This window comes from Sinomonas sp. B1-1, from assembly GCF_050474465.1.
Classification (GTDB): Bacteria; Actinomycetota; Actinomycetes; order Actinomycetales; family Micrococcaceae; genus Sinomonas; species Sinomonas flava.
In genome coordinates, this window is sequence record NZ_JBCHVF010000001.1 from 265,826 (window position 1) to 281,759 (window position 15,934).

The following is a 15,934-nucleotide window of genomic DNA, read 5'->3' on the forward strand; positions in this document are numbered from 1 at the left end:
ACTCAGGCCCCCTTCGCGTCGGCGGTCTTCGCGGAGGCGAGAGCGCCCTCGATGTCGGCCAGGAGTTCGTTCCAGGACGCGACGAACTTGTCCAGGCCCTCGGACTCCAGGACGGTGACGACGTCGTTGTAGTCGACGCCGAGGCGCGCCAGGGCATCGAGGTGCGCGTTCGCGTCAGCGTAGGTTCCGGTGACGGTGTCGCCCGTGACCTCGCCGTGGTCGAAGGTCGCCTCGAGCGTCTTCTCCGGCATGGTGTTCACGACGCCGGGGGCGACGAGGCCCGTGACGTAGAGGGTGTCCGGAAGGCTCGGGTCCTTGACCCCGGTGGAGGCCCACAGCGGGCGCTGCGGCCGCGCGCCGGCATCGGCGAGGAGCTTGAAGCGCTCGGAGGAGAACTCCTCCTCGTAGACCTGGTAGGCGAGGCGGGCATTGGCCAGACCGGCCTTGCCCTTGAGGGCCTCGGCCTCGTCCGTGCCGATCTTCTCAAGTCGCTTGTCGATCTCGGTGTCCACGCGGGAGACGAAGAACGAGGCGACCGAGTGGATCCGGGACAGGTCGTGTCCGTTGGCCTTGGCCTTCTCGAGCCCGGTCATGAAGGCATTGATGACCTGGCGGTACCGCTCGAGGGAGAAGACCAGGGTGACGTTGACGCTGATCCCGGACGCAAGGGTCTCGGAGATCGCCTCCAGGCCCTCGACCGTGGCCGGGATCTTGATGTGCACGTTGGACTTGGCGACCTTAGCGTGGAGCTTCTTGGCCTCGGCGATGGTCGCAGCGGTGTCCCAGGCCAGGCGCGGGTCGACCTCGATCGAGACCCGGCCGTCGACTCCGCCCGTGGCCTCGGCAACGGGGGCGAAGAGGTCGCATGCGTCCGCGACGTCCGCGGTCGTGAGCTCGAAGACGGCGCGCTCGACGTCGGCGCCCTCTGCCGCGAGGGAGGCGAGTGTCGCGTCGTAGCCGTGGCCCTTCGTGATCGCCAGGTGGAAGATGGTCGGGTTCGTGGTCACACCGACCACGTTCTTCTCCTCGATGAGGGCCTTGAGGGAGCCGTCGGTGAGGCGGGCACGGGAGAGGTCGTCGAGCCAGATCGAGACGCCGGCGTCGGAGAGGGCCTGAGTCGGGGTGGTCATGGTGTCCTCCTGGTGGGGTCAGGCCGCGGTCGCGGCGAGGGAGTCCTTGGCGGCGGCGGTCACGGCCTCCGCGGTGATGCCGAACTCGCGGAACAGGGTCTTGTAGTCGGCGGAGGCGCCGTAGTGCTCGAGGGAGACGGTGCGGCCGGCGTCGCCGACGAACTCGCGCCAGCCGAGCGCGAGGCCGGCCTCGACGGAGACGCGGGCCTTCACGGCGGCGGGGAGCACGGAGTCCTGGTAGGCGGGGTCCTGGGCCTTGAACCACTCGACGCACGGCATGGACACCACGCGGGCGGCGATGCCGTCGGCGGCGAGGGCCTCGCGGGCCTGGACGGCGAGCTGGACCTCGGAGCCCGTGGCGATGAGGATCACCTCGGGGTCCACGTCCTTCCCGTCGCGCTGGGCCTCGGCGAGCACGTAGCCTCCGCGGGCGGTGCCCGCGGCGTCGGCGAAGCCGCCCTCAGCGCGGTCCCAGACGGGCAGGTTCTGGCGGGTCAGGACGATCCCGGCGGGGTGGGCCGTGTTCTCCAGGATGGCCTTCCACGCGTGGGCGACCTCGTTCGCGTCGGCGGGGCGCACGACGTCGAGCCCCGGGATGGCGCGCAGCGACGCGAGCTGCTCCACGGGCTGGTGGGTCGGGCCGTCCTCGCCGAGGCCGATCGAGTCGTGCGTCCACACGTACGTGGACGGTATGCCCATCAGGGCCGAGAGGCGGATCGCGGGGCGCTGGTAGTCGGAGAAGATCAGGAACGTGCCGGAGAAGGCGCGGGTCTTCCCGCCGAGGGTGATGCCGTTGACGATGGCGGCGGCGGCGTGCTCGCGGATGCCGAAGTGCAGCACCCGGCCGTACTCGTTGCCCTTCCACGCCCCAGTGGAGCGGGAGGAGGGGATGAACGACGGGGATCCCTCGATCGTGGTGTTGTTCGACTCGGCCAGGTCGGCGGACCCGCCCCAGAGCTCGGGCAGGACCGGGCCGATCGCATTCAGGACCTTGCCCGAGGCCGCGCGGGTGGAGACCTCCTTGCCGGCGGGGAACACCGGCAGGGACTTCTCCCAGCCGGCGGGAAGCTGGCGGGCCTCGATGCGCTCCTGCAGCTTCGCAGCTTCGGGGTTCGCTGCCTTCCAGGCGTCGAAGGACTCCTGCCAGGCGGCCTTGGCGGCCTCGCCGCGCTCGATGGCCTCGCGGGTGTGCGCCAGGACCTCGGGGTCGACCTCGAAGGACTCCTCCGGGTCGAAGCCCAGGACCTTCTTGAGCGCGGCGACCTCGTCCGCCCCGAGGGCCGAGCCGTGGATCTTGCCCGTGTTCTGCTTGGTCGGGGACGGCCAGCCGATGATGGTCCGCAGCGAGATGATCGAGGGGCGCCCGGTCTCGGCCTTGGCCGCCACGAGCGCGTCCCACAGGCCCTGCACGTCTTCCTTGTATTCGCCCGAGGCGGTCCAGTCCACGCGCTGGGTGTGCCAGCCGTAGGCCTCGTAGCGCTTCAGGACGTCCTCGGTGAAGGCCACGTCGGTGTCGTCTTCGATGGAGATGTGGTTCTCGTCGTAGATCACCACGAGGTTGCCCAGCTCCTGGTGCCCGGCCAGGGAGGAGGCCTCCGAGGTCACACCCTCCTGCAGGTCGCCGTCCGAGGCGATGACCCACACCGTGTGGTCGAACGGCGACTCGCCGGCCGGCGTCTGGGGGTCGTAGAGGCCCCGCTCGCGGCGCTGCGAGTACGCGAACCCGACCGAGGAGGCCAGGCCCTGCCCGAGGGGGCCGGTCGTGACCTCCACGCCCTTGGTGTGCCCGTACTCCGGGTGGCCCGGGGTGAGCGAGCCCCACGTGCGCAGCGACTCGAGATCGTCCAGCTCCAGCCCGTACCCGGCCAGGAACAGCTGGATGTACAGCGTCAGGGAGGAGTGCCCGGGGGAGAGGATGAACCGGTCCCGGCCGATCCACGTGGGATCGGCGGGGTCGTGCCGCATGAGCTTCTGGAACAGCAGGTACGCGGCCGGGGCCAGGCTCATCGCCGTGCCCGGGTGCCCGTTGCCCACCTTCTGCACCGCGTCCGCAGCCAGCACACGCACCGTGTCCACAGCCTTGCGGTCCAGATCCGTCCAGACCAGTTCTTGTACATCCACAGCAGGCACTAAGACCGAGCCCCTCTCCATTGCTGACGGCAAGCAGCCTCCGGCGAGCCCGCGAAAAATGGTGGGCCTGCGACGCACTGCCAGCCGTTCACCATCGAAACGTTGTCTGCGGACGTCCACGTCCTGGCGGGGGCCGGCAGGACACATGGCATGTAAGGGACGTCCAGCTCACATACTAGCCACGCGGCGGGGTCCGACGAGAGGGTGTTCCCAAAATTTGCCGCGATATTCCGCAGTGTGAATCAACTGATCCGCATGCCCGCGTGATCCCGCGGAAACCCGCCGGACATGCGGGGCCGGCGTGGAATCGGGGCCAGCACGGGCGCCGGGTATCATGGAGGCGGCCACGTGCGCCTTCGAGGCCGCGTCACGGCCCGCATCTCAACTGAGTGATACCGAGTAGAACAGAGTCGCGCACCCGTGAGTACAGCAGACGCACCCGTTGCCCAGTCCGGATCAGCCAAGCTCGGTCTGCGCCGCAAGGTCAAGGCGTACGTCGCCCTCACGAAACCTCGCGTCATCGAGCTCCTCCTCGTCAGTACCCTGCCCACGATGATCTACGCCGAGCGGGGGTTCCCGTCGATCGGCCTCATCCTCGCCACCATGGTGGGCGGCGCGTTCGCCGCGGGCAGCGCCGGCGCCTTCAACTGCTACATCGACCGCGACATCGACCGGCTCATGCGCCGCACCGTGAACCGGCCGCTCGTCACGGGCGAGGTGACGCCCCGGGAAGCACTGGCGTTCGCGTGGATCCTCGGCATCGCCTCCCTCGCCATCCTGTGGTTCGGGGCTAATCCGCTCTCCTCGGTGCTCGGGGCCGCTGCGATCTTCTTCTATGTGGTCATCTACTCGCTCGTGCTCAAGCGCCGCACCGCGCAGAACATCGTCTGGGGCGGCGCCGCGGGCTGCTTCCCCGTGCTCATCGCCTGGGCCGCCGTCACGAACACGGTCGAGTGGCCGGCGATCATCCTCTTCATGGTCATCTTCCTCTGGACGCCGCCGCACTACTGGCCGCTGTCCATGCGCTACGGCGATGACTACCGCAACGCGAATGTCCCCATGCTCGGGGCCATCGCCGGAGCGAAGATCGTGGCCGTCCAGGTGGTCCTCTACGCCTGGGCCATGGTGATCTGCTCGCTGCTGCTGATCCCGCTCGGCCGCGCCGGCTGGGTGTACACGGTGGCCGCAGTCGCGAGCGGGATCTGGTTCCTGTACGTCTCGCACGCCCTCTACACGCGGGCGCAGCGGGAGGAGATCGAGGACAAGAAGGCCATGAAGGTCTTCCACGGCTCGATCAGCTACCTCACCGTCCTGTTCCTCGCCCTCGCGGTGGACCCGTTCGTGGGGGCGCCGCTCGTCGGCTGACCGCAGCGGCGCCATACGCAGGAAGGGCCACACCGGAGTCCGGTGTGGCCCTTCGCGTCTGTGCGCATCTTCGGGCGCGGGCTGCGGATCCTAGGCTCGCGGGCTGTGCCGTGCGATGTCCGCCGTGTTCACCGCAGCTGCGACGAGCAGCGCGGCCACGACCATGTGGGTTCCCACCAGCAGCGGCGGGATGCCGGTGTAGTACTGCGTGATGCCGAGGACCGTCTGCGCCACGGTGAGCGCCAGCAGCGCGGCGCCACCGTTGCGGTACGCGCCTCGCGCGCGGTAGCGGACGGCCACCCAGATCCCGAACAGCGCGCCGAAGGCCACGAGATAGGCGGGGACCGCGTGGATGTGGGAGAAGAGGTCCCAGTCGAGCCCGTTGCGGGGGGCATCGGCGTCGCCCGCGTGCGGGCCGGCGCCCGTCACCACCACGCCGAGCACGACGGCGGCGCCCGCTGCCACCGCCGTGGCCGCGGCCGCGGGGAATGCCGAGCTCGGAAGCGCGGGGTAGGAGCGGTCCATGAAGCGGCCCGTGCGCCCGAACGCGCGGTTCACGAGCAGCATCGCCAGCACGACGAGCGCCATGGAGACGAGGAAGTGCAGCCCCACGACCCACGGGTTGAGCTGGGTGAGCACGGTGATGCCGCCGATGATCGCCTGCGCGGGAACGCTCGCGAGCAGGCCCACGGCCAGCCAGAACAGGTCGCGGCGCTCCTTGCGCAGGTTCCAGAGCATCACGAGCATCGCGAGGGCGACCGCTGTGAGGGCGAACGTCAGCAGGCGGTTGCCGAACTCGATGACCCCGTGCAGTCCCATCTCGGCGGTCGTGGTGAGGGATTCCGCCGTGCAGCGAGGCCACGTGGGGCAGCCCAGGCCGGATGAGGTCAGGCGCACGGCGCCGCCGGTGCCGATGAGGACGATCTGCCCGACGAGGGACGCAATCGACAGGGCGCGGATGCGGCGGTCCACCTCGCGCGGAAGCCGCGCCGCGAAGCGCTTGAGGACGGTCGGGCCAGTGGTGGTCATGAGATCAGCTCCATCGGAACCAGCGGGTGGCGGCCGTGCCGACGAGCACGGCCCACAGGGCGAGGACCCCGGCGGCGCCGAGGTCGAGGGTGCCGTCGAGGAACGCGCTCCGCAGCGCGTTTCCGAGGGCGCCCGAGGGCAGGAATCCGACAACGGGGGCGAGCGCGGCCGGGAGACGGGTGGCGGGGAGCACGATCCCGCCGAAGAGGCCGAGGAGGATCCAGACGAGGTTCGTCACGGCGAGGGTCGCCTCGGGACGCGCGGTGCCGGCGATGAGCAGGCCGAGGGCCGTGAAGGCCGCCGCTCCGAGAGCGAGGAGCGGGACGCCCAGGACGATCCCGGCGGCCGCCGGCCTCCAGCCGAGGGCGAGGGCAGTGCCGCCGATGACAACGGTCTGGACCGCGAGGACCACGAGCACCGCGAGGACCTTGCCCGCGATGAGGCCCCCGCGCCCGAGGGGAGTCGTGGACAGGAACCTGAGGACCCCGTACCGGCGGTCGAACCCGGTCGCGATGCCCTGCCCGGTGAAGCCGACGCTCATGGTGCACAGCGCGAGCACGCCTGGCGCCGCGATGTCGACCCGGCTCGGCCCCAGCCCGTCGAGGAAGGGCGTGACGCTGAGGCCGATGAGGGCGATGAGCGGGAGGACGATCATGAGGATGAGCTGCTCACCGTTGCGCAGCATCGCGACGGTCTCGTAGCGTCCCTGCTGCCAGATCCGGCGGGGGAGGGTCGCGGCCTTCATGCGGCCTCACCCGCGCGCCCGGCGGCGGCCGCCTCCGACTCGGACTCCGCGGCGATCGCGAGGAACACGTCCTCGAGGTTCTGCGCCCCCAGCTCGAGGCTGCGCGGCATGATTCCGCGCGCCTCCAGCCACCCTGCGAGCGCGAGGAGATCAGCCGGCGTGAGCTCGCCGTCGACCGTGTACTGCCCGGGCGAGCGCTCGGTGACCTCCAGGCCGGGGCGGCTGCCGAAGGCGTCGGCGAGCGGGAGCGCGGGATCCGAGGCGAGGCTCAGGCGGCGCTGGGCCGGGCCGCTGTGGGCGGCGAGCTCCGCGACGGTGCCGCTCGCCACGACACGCCCCCGGTCCAGGATGTGGACGACGTCGGCCAGCCGCTCGGCGTCGTCGAGGAGGTGCGTCGTGAGGATCACGCCGAGCCCGTCCCGGCGCAGCCCGTCGATGAGGTCGACCACCAGCTGCCGGGACTGCGGGTCGAGGCCGGCACTGGGCTCGTCGAGGAAGACCACCTCCGGACGGCCGACCAGCGCGCAGGCGAGGGCCACGCGCTGCTTCTGGCCGCCGGAGAGACGGCGGATGGTGGTCGAGGCGAAGTCGTCGATCCCGAGGCGTCCGGCGAGCTGGTCAACGTCGAGCGGGTCGGTGTACATCCCGGCGACATGGCGCAGGAGCGCCACGGGGCGGGCCGAGGGTGGGAGGCCGCCCTCCTGGAGCATGATGCCGACACGCGCGCGCAGCTCGGCGCTGGCCGTTTCCGGGTCCTCCCCGAGGAGTCTGACCGTGCCGTCGGTGCGGCGCTGGAGGCCTTGGGCGCATTCGAGGGTGGTGGTCTTCCCCGCGCCGTTGACACCGAGGATCACGGTGATCTCGCCCGCATTCGCTGTGAGGTCGACGCCGGCAAGGACCCTCTTCATCCGCCCGTCGAGGGCTGGGAGTGGGCCGACGTCCTTGACCAGGCCTTCGATCTCGAGGCAGGGGGTACCGGTTCTGAGCACCCGTACATTCTACGCGGGGTAGTAGGATCGGCCGGGCGGGCGGTTCCGGGACCAAAGTCCCCTTCCGCGGTTCGCCAGGGGCGTGATAAGCCTCTCCTTACTGGAGACCTGCGGAATATTAGGCAATGATTGTGTTGTGTATTCCGTGACGACGCCGAAGCCCGCGCAGCACGCTGCCGGGCGCCCAGCACCGCGTCCGGCCGATTCCGAGGACCGCACGCGTGACCGCGTCCTGAGTGCCGTGCTCGAGCACGGCCCTGTCAGCGCCGCCGAGCTCGGCGACATGCTTAACGTGACGCCCGCGGCCGTGCGCCGCCACCTCGACGCGCTCACGGAGGCCGGCGTCGTCGAGGTCAAGCGCGTCGCGACCTCCGGGACGGGCGCAGGCCGGCCGGCACGCCGCTACGTCCTCACCTCCCGAGGCCAGTCCACCATCGGGGACGACTACCTCGACATCGCCCGCAAGGCCCTCGAACGCCTGGCAGAGGTCGGCGGCCGCAGCGCCGTGGAGGACTTCGCCCACGAGCGGTTCGCGGCGATGGAGCGGCGCTACCAGCCGCTCGTCGACGCCGCGGGCGACGACGTCGAGGCCCGGTCCCGGGCCCTCGCCGAGGCGCTCACCGCCGACGGCTTCGTGGCGTCGGCCGCGTCGGTCCAGGGGAAGGCGCCCCTGCCCGCGCACCTCGCAAGCGTCCAGCTCTGCCAGGGACACTGTCCCGTCCAGCAGCTGGCGGCCGAGTTCCCCGTGTTCTGCGACAGCGAGACCGCGGCGTTCTCCCGCCTCCTCGGCGTGGACGTCCGCAGGCTGTCAACGCTCGCCCAAGGCGGGCACGTGTGCACCACCCACATACCCACCGGGAGGGCCAAGCTCACGCCGGCCGACCCGGAGACCGCAACCAAGCAGCACGAGAGGCCGTGATGACGGATCAATTAGCTGACAACGCCACCGCACGGGCCGTGGGCGCCGACGGCGCCGAGACCACGGTGATCACCGAGATCCTGGAGAAGAACCCGGAGCTCCACGGGATCGGCACCTACGAGTACGGCTGGGCCGACAAGACCGACGCCGGCGCCAACGCCCGGCGCGGCCTCGACGAGGACGTGGTCCGCGACATCTCGGCCAAGAAGGACGAGCCCGAGTGGATGCTCGACCTCCGCCTCAAGGGCCTGAAGTACTTCGACCGCAAGCCGATGCCGCTGTGGGGGGCCGACCTCTCCGGCATCGACTTCGACAACATCAAGTACTTCGTGCGCTCCACCGAGAAGCAGGCGCAGTCGTGGGAGGACCTCCCCGAGGACATCCGCACCACGTACGAGAAGCTCGGCATCCCGGAGGCCGAGCGCGCGCGGCTCGTGGCCGGCGTCGCCGCCCAGTACGAGTCCGAGGTGGTGTACCACCAGATCCGCGAGGACCTCGAGGCCCAGGGCGTGATCTTCCTCGACACCGACACCGCGCTCAAGGAGCACCCCGAGTTCTTCCAGGAGTACTTCGGCACGGTCATCCCGGTGGGCGACAACAAGTTCGCCTCGCTCAACACCGCCGTGTGGTCCGGCGGCTCCTTCGTGTACGTGCCCAAGGGCGTGCACGTCGAGATCCCGCTCCAGGCCTACTTCCGCATCAACACGGAGAACATGGGCCAGTTCGAGCGGACGCTGATCATCGCGGACGAGGACTCCTACGTCCACTACATCGAGGGCTGCACGGCCCCGATCTACACGTCCGACTCGCTGCACTCCGCCGTCGTCGAGATCATCGTCAAGAAGGGCGCCCGCGTCCGCTATACGACGATCCAGAACTGGTCGAACAACGTGTACAACCTCGTGACCAAGCGCGCGGTCTGCCACGAGGGCGCCACCATGGAGTGGATCGACGGCAACATCGGCTCCAAGGTCACGATGAAGTACCCGGCCGTCTACCTCGTGGGCGAGCACGCCAAGGGCGAGACCCTCTCGATCGCGTTCGCCGGCGAGGGCCAGCACCAGGACACGGGCTCGAAGATGGTGCACATCGCGCCGAACACGAAGTCCTCGATCGTGTCCAAGTCCGTGGCCCGCGGCGGCGGCCGCGCGGCGTACCGCGGCCTCGTCCAGGTCCGCGAGGGTGCCAAGCACTCGGCCAACACGGTGCGCTGCGACGCGCTGCTCGTGGACACCGTCTCGCGCTCCGACACGTACCCGTACATCGACATCCGCGAGGACGACGTCGTGCTCGGCCACGAGGCGACCGTCTCCCGCGTGTCCGAGGAGCAGCTCTTCTACCTCATGTCCCGCGGCCTGCCCGAGGACGAGGCCATGGCGATGATCGTGCGCGGCTTCATCGAGCCGATCGCGCGCGAGCTCCCCATGGAGTACGCCCTCGAGCTGAACCGTTTGATCGAACTGCAGATGGAAGGGTCCGTCGGCTGATATGGCTGAACTTACCGAAGTGACGACCGAAGAGAAGCTCGACGAGAAGGCCCGTATCGGCGCGCCGTCCATCCCCGGGCTGACCGAGGAGGGCGAGACGCTCGCCCCGGCGCAGACCACCACCTCGCCTCTGGGAGGCGCCGCCGCCAAGAGCCACTCCCACGGCGGCGGCTACGGCATCCCGGACAGCTCGCGAGCCGGCCGCCTGACGTCGTATCGGCTCGAGGACTTCCCGGCCATCAAGGGCACCGAGGAGGAGTGGCGCTTCACGCCGCTCAAGCGCCTCGGCGGCCTCCACACGGCGGCGCTCGACGGCGCGGCCCCGGCAGTCGAGGTCACCGGGCCCGAGGCGGTCCGCGTCGAGACGGTCGGCCGCGACGACGCCCGCATCGGCACCGCCGGCATCCCGGAGGACCGCGTCTCCGCGAACGCGTGGGCCCACTTCTCCGACGCCACCGTCGTGACCGTCCCCGCAGGGTCCGAGCTCGACGAGCACGTCCTCGTGACCGTGACCGGCGCCGGCGCCGCGGCAGCAGCCCTGCATCTGGTGATCGTCGCCGAGAAGGGCGCCCGCGCCGTCGTCGTGCTCAACCACGTCGGTGAGGCGGTCGTGTCCGAGAACGTCGAGATCGTCCTCGAGGACGGCGCAGACCTCACCGTGGTGACCCTGCAGGAGTGGACCGACGTCTCGGTCCACGCCTCGAGCCAGCAGGTCAAGATCGGCCGCGATGCCCACCTGAAGCACATCAGCGTCAGCCTCGGCGGGTCCGTGGTCCGCGTCACCCCCACGGCGCGCTTCGCGGCTCCGGGCGGCGAGGCCGAGCTCTTCGGCCTCTACTTCGCCGACGCCGGGCAGCACCTCGAGCACCGCACCTTCGTGGACCACGCCCAGCCCAACTGCGTCTCCAACGTCCTCTACAAGGGAGCCCTCCAGGGCAGGGACGCGCGCACGGTGTGGGTCGGCGACGTGCTGATCCAGAAGCAGGCCGAGGGCACGGACAGCTACGAGAAGAACCAGAACCTCGTCCTGACCGACGGCTGCCGCGCAGACTCGGTGCCGAACCTCGAGATCGAGACCGGACTCATCGAAGGGGCAGGCCACGCGAGTGCGACCGGCCGCTTCGACGACGAGCACCTCTTCTACCTGATGGCACGTGGCATCCCCGAGGATGTGGCCCGCCGGCTGGTCGTGCGCGGCTTCCTGAACGAGGTCATCCAGAAGATCGGCGTCCCGTCCATCGAAGAGCACCTTACCGAGGCGGTCGAGCGCGAGCTCGAAGCCAGCGAGTACTGACCCTCACCTTTTCGGCTAGCCCGGGCCGACCGGGCACAAGGAGAACACACATATGTCCACTCTTGAGATCAAGGACCTGCACGTCTCGATCGAGACCGAGCAGGGCGTCAAGGAGATCCTCAAGGGCGTCACCCTCACCGTGAAGACGGGCGAGACGCACGCCATCATGGGTCCCAACGGCTCCGGCAAGTCCACGCTCGCCTCGACGATCGCGGGGCACCCGCGCTACACCGTCACCTCGGGCTCCATCACGCTCGACGGCGAGGACGTCCTCGCGATGAGCGTCGACGAGCGCGCCCGCGCCGGCCTGTTCCTCGCCATGCAGTACCCGGTGGAGATCCCCGGCGTCACCATGACGAACTTCCTCCGCACTGCGAAGACCGCGATCGACGGCCAGGCCCCGGCGCTGCGCACGTGGACCAAGGACGTCAAGGCGGCCATGGACCAGCTCCGCATCGACGCCGACTTCGCCCAGCGCAACGTCAACGAAGGCTTCTCCGGCGGCGAGAAGAAGCGCGTTGAGATCCTCCAGCTCGAGCTGTTCAAGCCGAAGTTCGCGGTCCTCGACGAGACCGACTCGGGCCTCGACGTCGACGCGCTCAAGGTCGTCTCGGAGGGCGTCAACCGCGCGCAGGCCGAGGGCAGCATGGGCACCCTCCTCATCACCCACTACACTCGAATCCTCCGCTACATCAAGCCGGAGTTCGTGCACGTCTTCGTCGACGGCCGCATCGCCGAGCAGGGCGGTCCGGAGCTCGCCGACCGCCTCGAGGACGAGGGCTACGACCGCTACGTGGCCGACGCCGGCTCGGCAGTGACGGCCTGATCAACCGGAAGGCAGCAATGACTGAGATCCAGCCCGCACAGACCTCGCTCGAGGACGTCGAAGAACGCCTCAAGGATGTCATCGACCCCGAGCTCGGCGTCAACGTCGTGGACCTGGGGCTCGTCTACGGCCTCGAGTACGGCGAGGACGGCGCCCTGCTCATCAGCATGACGCTCACCACTGCAGCGTGCCCGCTGACCGACATCCTGGAGGAGCAGGTCGGCCAGGCGCTCGACGGCGTCGTGGACGAGTGGCGCCTCAACTGGGTGTGGATGCCCCCGTGGGGTCCCGAGCGGATCACCGAGGACGGCCGCGACCAGATGAGGGCCCTCGGCTTCAACATCTGACAGCCGGCCTCCTCACCTGCGCCGAGTACGACGACGGGCGGTCACCTTCCCCGCGGAAGGTGACCGCCCGTCGTCGTCCGTCAGATGGCTCCCGAGAATGTGTTGCACTGGTCGAGGTCACCGCTCTGTAGACCCCGCATGAACCAGGTCTGGCGCTGCTGGCTCGACCCGTGGGTCCAGCCCTCAGGGTTGACGCGGCCTGTCGCGGACTTCTGGATGCGGTCGTCGCCCACGGCGGAGGCAGCCGAGAGGGCATCCTGGACGTCCTTCTGCGTCAGCGGCTCGAGGAACGGCTGGCCCGAGCCCTTGTCGGACGCGTAGTGCGCCCAGATCCCGGCGAAGCAGTCGGCCTGGAGCTCGACGCGCACCGAGCCTGACTGGGGTCCCTGCGGGTCCTTCTGCGCGTAGTCGAGGGTGCCGATGAGGCTCTGGACGTGGTGGCCGAACTCGTGCGCCACCACGTACTCCTGCGCGAGCGGCCCCCCGGAGGACCCGAACCGGGTCTCGAGCACCTGGAAGAACCCGGGGTCGAAGTAGGCGGTCGTGTCCCCGGGGCAGTAGAAGGGCCCCACCTCGCTCGTGGCGGATCCGCAGGCCGTGCTCGTCGCCTGGCTGAAGATGACCGCCTGCGGCCGCGGGTACTTCACGCCCCGCTGGGGGAGGTAGCTGCCCCAGAACGCGTTGAGGCTGTTCACCGTGCCGACGATCCGGCAGTCGAGCCGCTCGTCGGCGTTCGCGCCGGTGCGGCACTCGGCGAGGCTGCTCGGATTGGCCTGCTGCGTCTGGGGCGCCTGGTTCGTGAGGTCCCCGAGGATCTGCGGGTTGACCCCGAGGAGCACGAGGATGAGTGCGACGATGCCCCCGCCGATTCCGCCGCCGATCACCCCGCCGCGCCCGAGGCCGCCGCCGCGCCGGTCCTGGACCTGCGACGGGTCCAGCTGTGCACCGTCATTGAAGCTCATGTACCCCAGAGTAGCGGGGCGGCCGCCGTAGAATGCTGTGATGCCTTTCCTTGACCAGCTGCGCCGCTGGGCGGCGCAGAAGCCGCACGAGCCCGCGGTGGTGTGCGGGCGCGAGCGGCTCACGTGGTCCGAGCTGCACGACGCCGCGGCAGCCCTCGCGCGGTCGGGCGAGCCCACAGGCATCCTCCGGCAGGGCAACGGCGTCGACTTCGCCGTCCGGTGGGCCGCGGGGGTGGCGGGGGAGCGCGAGTGCGCCGTCCTGGACCCGCTGTGGCCGGAGCAGCTCGCCGCCGACGTCGAGGCCCGCCTCGCCGAGCGCTGGCGCACGGTGGCGTCGGTCCCGGCGGAACTGGCCGACGGCGATCCCGACTCCTCCTTCCTCGTCGGCCTCACCTCGGGCACGACCTCGCTGCCGAAGGGCTTCTCGCGTGCGCGGGACTCGTGGCGGCGGTCCTTCGACGCCTCGATCGAGTGCTTCGCGCTCAAGCCCGAGGACCGGGTCCTGGCGCCGGGGCCGCTCTCGGCGAGCCTGAACCTGTACGCGCTCTCGGAGTGCCTGTACGCGGGGGCCACGTTCCACACCCTCCCGCACTTCGATGTCGGCGACGCCCACGCCGAGGTCACCTCGCGGGGCATCACCAGGCTCGTCCTGGTCCCGACGATGCTGCGGGTCCTCGCCGAGCGCGGCCTCACCGGGGACATCGACGCGAGCGGCGTCACCGCCGTCGTGTGCTCGGGGCAGAAGCTCGACCTCCGCACGCTCGAGGCCGTCCGTCGCTGGGCGCCGCAGGCCGCGGTGTGGGAGTACTACGGCGCCTCCGAGCTCTCGTTCGTCGCGGCGCGCCTCCACGAGCCGGGAGCTGTCGGCGCAGAGGTGGGCACCGGCGTCGGGCGCGCGTTCCCCGGCGTCCGCCTGGCCATCCTCGACGACGCGGGCGAGCCGGTGCCCGCAAATGGGGTGGGCAACATCTGCGTGAAGAGCGACCTCGTGTCGGCGGGCTACGTGTGGGGCGACGACGGCGAGGCGCTCACCAGGCTCAGCGGCTGGGCCACGGTGCGGGACCAGGGGTTCCTCGACGGCGACGTCCTCCACGTCCTCGGCCGCAGGGCCGACATGATCAACACGGGTGGCGCCAACGTGTACCCGCACGAGGTCGAGGCGGCGCTGGCGATGCTTCCCGGCGTGGCGGAGGTCGTCGTCGCCGGCGTTCCCGACGACGTGCGCGGGCAGCGGATCGTGGCGGGGATCGTGCCGTCGCACGCGGGGCTCGGCCAGCTTGCCCTGCGCGCGGGCCTCGAGGGCTCGCTCCCGCCAGTCAAGCGTCCGCTGGCGTACCTCGAGCTGGCCGAGCTCCCCACCACGGAGCGGGGCAAGCTCAGCCGGGCCGAGTTCCAGCGCTGGGTCCTCGAGGGCGACGCCCGTGCGCGGCCCCTTCCCTGAGCCCGGTCCCGGCCGGCGGCTCGCGCCGGACGGTGCGCCCCTCGTCGTCGCCGGCCGACGCACCCCGCTCGCGCGCGCCGGCACCCTGCTCGCCGACGTCCCCGTCCACCGGCTGCTCGCCCCCGTCCTGGAGGCTCTGACCGCGGCGCCCGGCCTCGACCCCGGGCGGCTCGCCGACGTCGTCGTCGGGAACGCCGCAGGGGGAGGCGGCAACCTCGCCCGCCTCGCCGCCCTCGACGCGGGACTGCCCGAGCGTCTCCCAGGCATCACGGTGGACCGGCAGTGCGGGTCGGGGCTGGACGCCGTCGTCCTCGCATGCCGGCTCGCCCAGGCGGGCGCCGGCGAGGCCTTCCTCGCCGGCGGCGCGGAGTCGATCAGCACCGCACCGGTGCGCGGGAGACGGCTGCCAGGCGGCGGCGTCGACTTCTACCACCGCGCCCAGCACGCTCCGACTCGCGACGGCGAGGCGGAGCCCGGCGACCCCGACATGGGCTTCGCTGCCGAGACGGTGGTGCGCGAGGCCGGCGTGGCCCGTGATCGTCAGGACGCGTTCGCGCTGCGCAGCCATCGTCTGGCCCTCGCCGCGGCGTCCTCGGGGGCGTTCGACGGCGAGCTCGTGCCTGTGCGCGGAGGTGGCGGCTGGGTGCGCGCGGACAATGGGCCCCGCGCACGGCTCGACGCCCGGCTCCTGGGCCGCTTCCCGGCGGCGTTCGCTGCCGGCGGGACCGTCACGGCGGGGAACTCGTGCTTCGACGCCGACGGCGCGGCAGCCGTGCTCGTGGTGGCCCGCGATGCCGCGACGGGCTGCGAGGGGGCCGGCGGGTGCGCCTCGCTGGCCTTCGTGGGCGCGACGACCGTGGGGGTCGACCCTCGCCGGCTCGGCCTCGGGGCGGCAGCGGCGGCTGGGTCGTTGCTGTCAGGTCTTGGGCTGGACATCCAGGACGTCGCCGCCATCGAGTTCAATGAAGCCTTCGCGGGCCAGGTCCTCGCGTGCACCGACCGGCTCGGCCTCGGGCCCACGCAGTTGGAGGCCGTGCTCAACACGGACGGGGGGGCGCTCGCCCTCGGGCACGCGTACGGTGCCTCCGGGGCGGTCTCGGTGGTCCGGCTGCTCGCCCGGGCACAATCGCTCCCGGACGGCGCGCTGTGCCTAGCGCTCATCAGCTCCGCGGGGGGCCTTGGCACAGCGGCCCTCTTCGAGACCAGGACGCCGCGCGGCTGAGGGGACGCCGCCCATGGGCCCGCGGGGTTCTTCGCTTGCGGTGTGATG

Annotated in this window: 14 protein-coding genes; 8 read left to right on the forward strand and 6 right to left on the reverse strand. The window is 70.8% G+C overall.

All coding sequences use genetic code 11. From position 1 onward, the window contains the following. Positions 1–2 precede the first annotated feature (2 nt). Positions 3–1,130 (reverse strand): transaldolase, encoded by a 1,128-nt coding sequence (tal, locus tag ACQ5BE_RS01235; protein WP_430295140.1) that lies wholly within the window; start codon positions 1,128–1,130, stop codon positions 3–5. A gap of 18 nt (positions 1,131–1,148) precedes the next feature. Next, positions 1,149–3,281 (reverse strand): transketolase, encoded by a 2,133-nt coding sequence (gene tkt, locus ACQ5BE_RS01240; RefSeq protein WP_430295751.1) that lies wholly within the window; start codon positions 3,279–3,281, stop codon positions 1,149–1,151. A gap of 399 nt (positions 3,282–3,680) precedes the next feature. Between tkt and ACQ5BE_RS01245 the strand changes: the two genes are divergently transcribed. Beyond that, positions 3,681–4,625, forward strand: coding sequence for a heme o synthase (locus ACQ5BE_RS01245; RefSeq protein ID WP_413250796.1), 945 nt, complete (start codon positions 3,681–3,683; stop codon positions 4,623–4,625). 90 nt (positions 4,626–4,715) lie between these two features. On the opposite strand, the gene ACQ5BE_RS01250 is transcribed toward ACQ5BE_RS01245, so the two are convergent. The 3 genes from ACQ5BE_RS01250 to ACQ5BE_RS01260 are packed head-to-tail and all read right to left on the reverse strand — an operon-like array spanning position 4,716 to position 7,388. Further along, positions 4,716–5,654 carry a COX15/CtaA family protein gene (locus ACQ5BE_RS01250; RefSeq protein ID WP_430295142.1) on the reverse strand — a complete coding sequence of 313 codons (939 nt, stop codon included), beginning with the start codon at positions 5,652–5,654 and terminating at the stop codon, positions 4,716–4,718. A gap of 4 nt (positions 5,655–5,658) precedes the next feature. Further along, positions 5,659–6,399: an ABC transporter permease gene (locus ACQ5BE_RS01255; RefSeq protein WP_430295143.1), complete on the reverse strand. Its 741-nt coding sequence runs from the start codon at positions 6,397–6,399 to the stop codon at positions 5,659–5,661. Beyond that, complete coding sequence (locus ACQ5BE_RS01260) at positions 6,396–7,388, reverse strand: ABC transporter ATP-binding protein (protein WP_430295145.1); 993 nt, start codon at positions 7,386–7,388, stop codon at positions 6,396–6,398. The genes ACQ5BE_RS01255 and ACQ5BE_RS01260 overlap by 4 nt, the downstream gene beginning before the upstream one ends. A 136-nt stretch (positions 7,389–7,524) precedes the next feature. On the opposite strand from ACQ5BE_RS01260, the gene ACQ5BE_RS01265 reads away from it, so the two are divergent. The 5 genes from ACQ5BE_RS01265 to ACQ5BE_RS01285 are packed head-to-tail and all read left to right on the forward strand — an operon-like array spanning position 7,525 to position 12,261. Beyond that, on the forward strand, positions 7,525–8,307 hold the full coding sequence (locus ACQ5BE_RS01265) for a helix-turn-helix transcriptional regulator (protein WP_369802305.1): 783 nt from the start codon (positions 7,525–7,527) through the stop codon (positions 8,305–8,307). Continuing rightward, positions 8,307–9,794, forward strand: a complete 1,488-nt coding sequence (gene sufB, locus ACQ5BE_RS01270; protein WP_430295146.1) for a Fe-S cluster assembly protein SufB — start codon at positions 8,307–8,309, stop codon at positions 9,792–9,794. Before ACQ5BE_RS01265 ends, sufB begins: the two co-directional genes overlap by 1 nt. A gap of 1 nt (position 9,795) precedes the next feature. After that, a complete protein-coding gene (sufD, locus tag ACQ5BE_RS01275) occupies positions 9,796–11,088 on the forward strand; it encodes a Fe-S cluster assembly protein SufD (RefSeq protein ID WP_430295147.1) in 1,293 nt (430 codons plus the stop codon). A gap of 52 nt (positions 11,089–11,140) precedes the next feature. Beyond that, a complete protein-coding gene (gene sufC / locus ACQ5BE_RS01280; protein ID WP_430295148.1) occupies positions 11,141–11,914 on the forward strand; it encodes a Fe-S cluster assembly ATPase SufC in 774 nt (257 codons plus the stop codon). A 17-nt stretch (positions 11,915–11,931) separates the two neighbouring features. Further along, positions 11,932–12,261 (forward strand): metal-sulfur cluster assembly factor, encoded by a 330-nt coding sequence (locus tag ACQ5BE_RS01285; protein ID WP_208712485.1) that lies wholly within the window; start codon positions 11,932–11,934, stop codon positions 12,259–12,261. A gap of 80 nt (positions 12,262–12,341) precedes the next feature. Here the strand turns inward: ACQ5BE_RS01285 and ypfJ are convergent, their stop codons facing one another. After that, the gene (gene ypfJ, locus ACQ5BE_RS01290; RefSeq protein WP_208712486.1) at positions 12,342–13,223 is read right to left on the reverse strand and encodes a KPN_02809 family neutral zinc metallopeptidase; all 882 of its coding nucleotides are present in this window, start codon (positions 13,221–13,223) and stop codon (positions 12,342–12,344) included. Positions 13,224–13,263: 40 nt separating this feature from the next. On the opposite strand from ypfJ, the gene ACQ5BE_RS01295 reads away from it, so the two are divergent. After that, complete coding sequence (locus tag ACQ5BE_RS01295) at positions 13,264–14,664, forward strand: class I adenylate-forming enzyme family protein (protein WP_430295149.1); 1,401 nt, start codon at positions 13,264–13,266, stop codon at positions 14,662–14,664. Further along, positions 14,645–15,886 (forward strand): thiolase family protein, encoded by a 1,242-nt coding sequence (locus tag ACQ5BE_RS01300; RefSeq protein ID WP_430295150.1) that lies wholly within the window; start codon positions 14,645–14,647, stop codon positions 15,884–15,886. Before ACQ5BE_RS01295 ends, ACQ5BE_RS01300 begins: the two co-directional genes overlap by 20 nt. Positions 15,887–15,934: the final 48 nt, after the last annotated feature.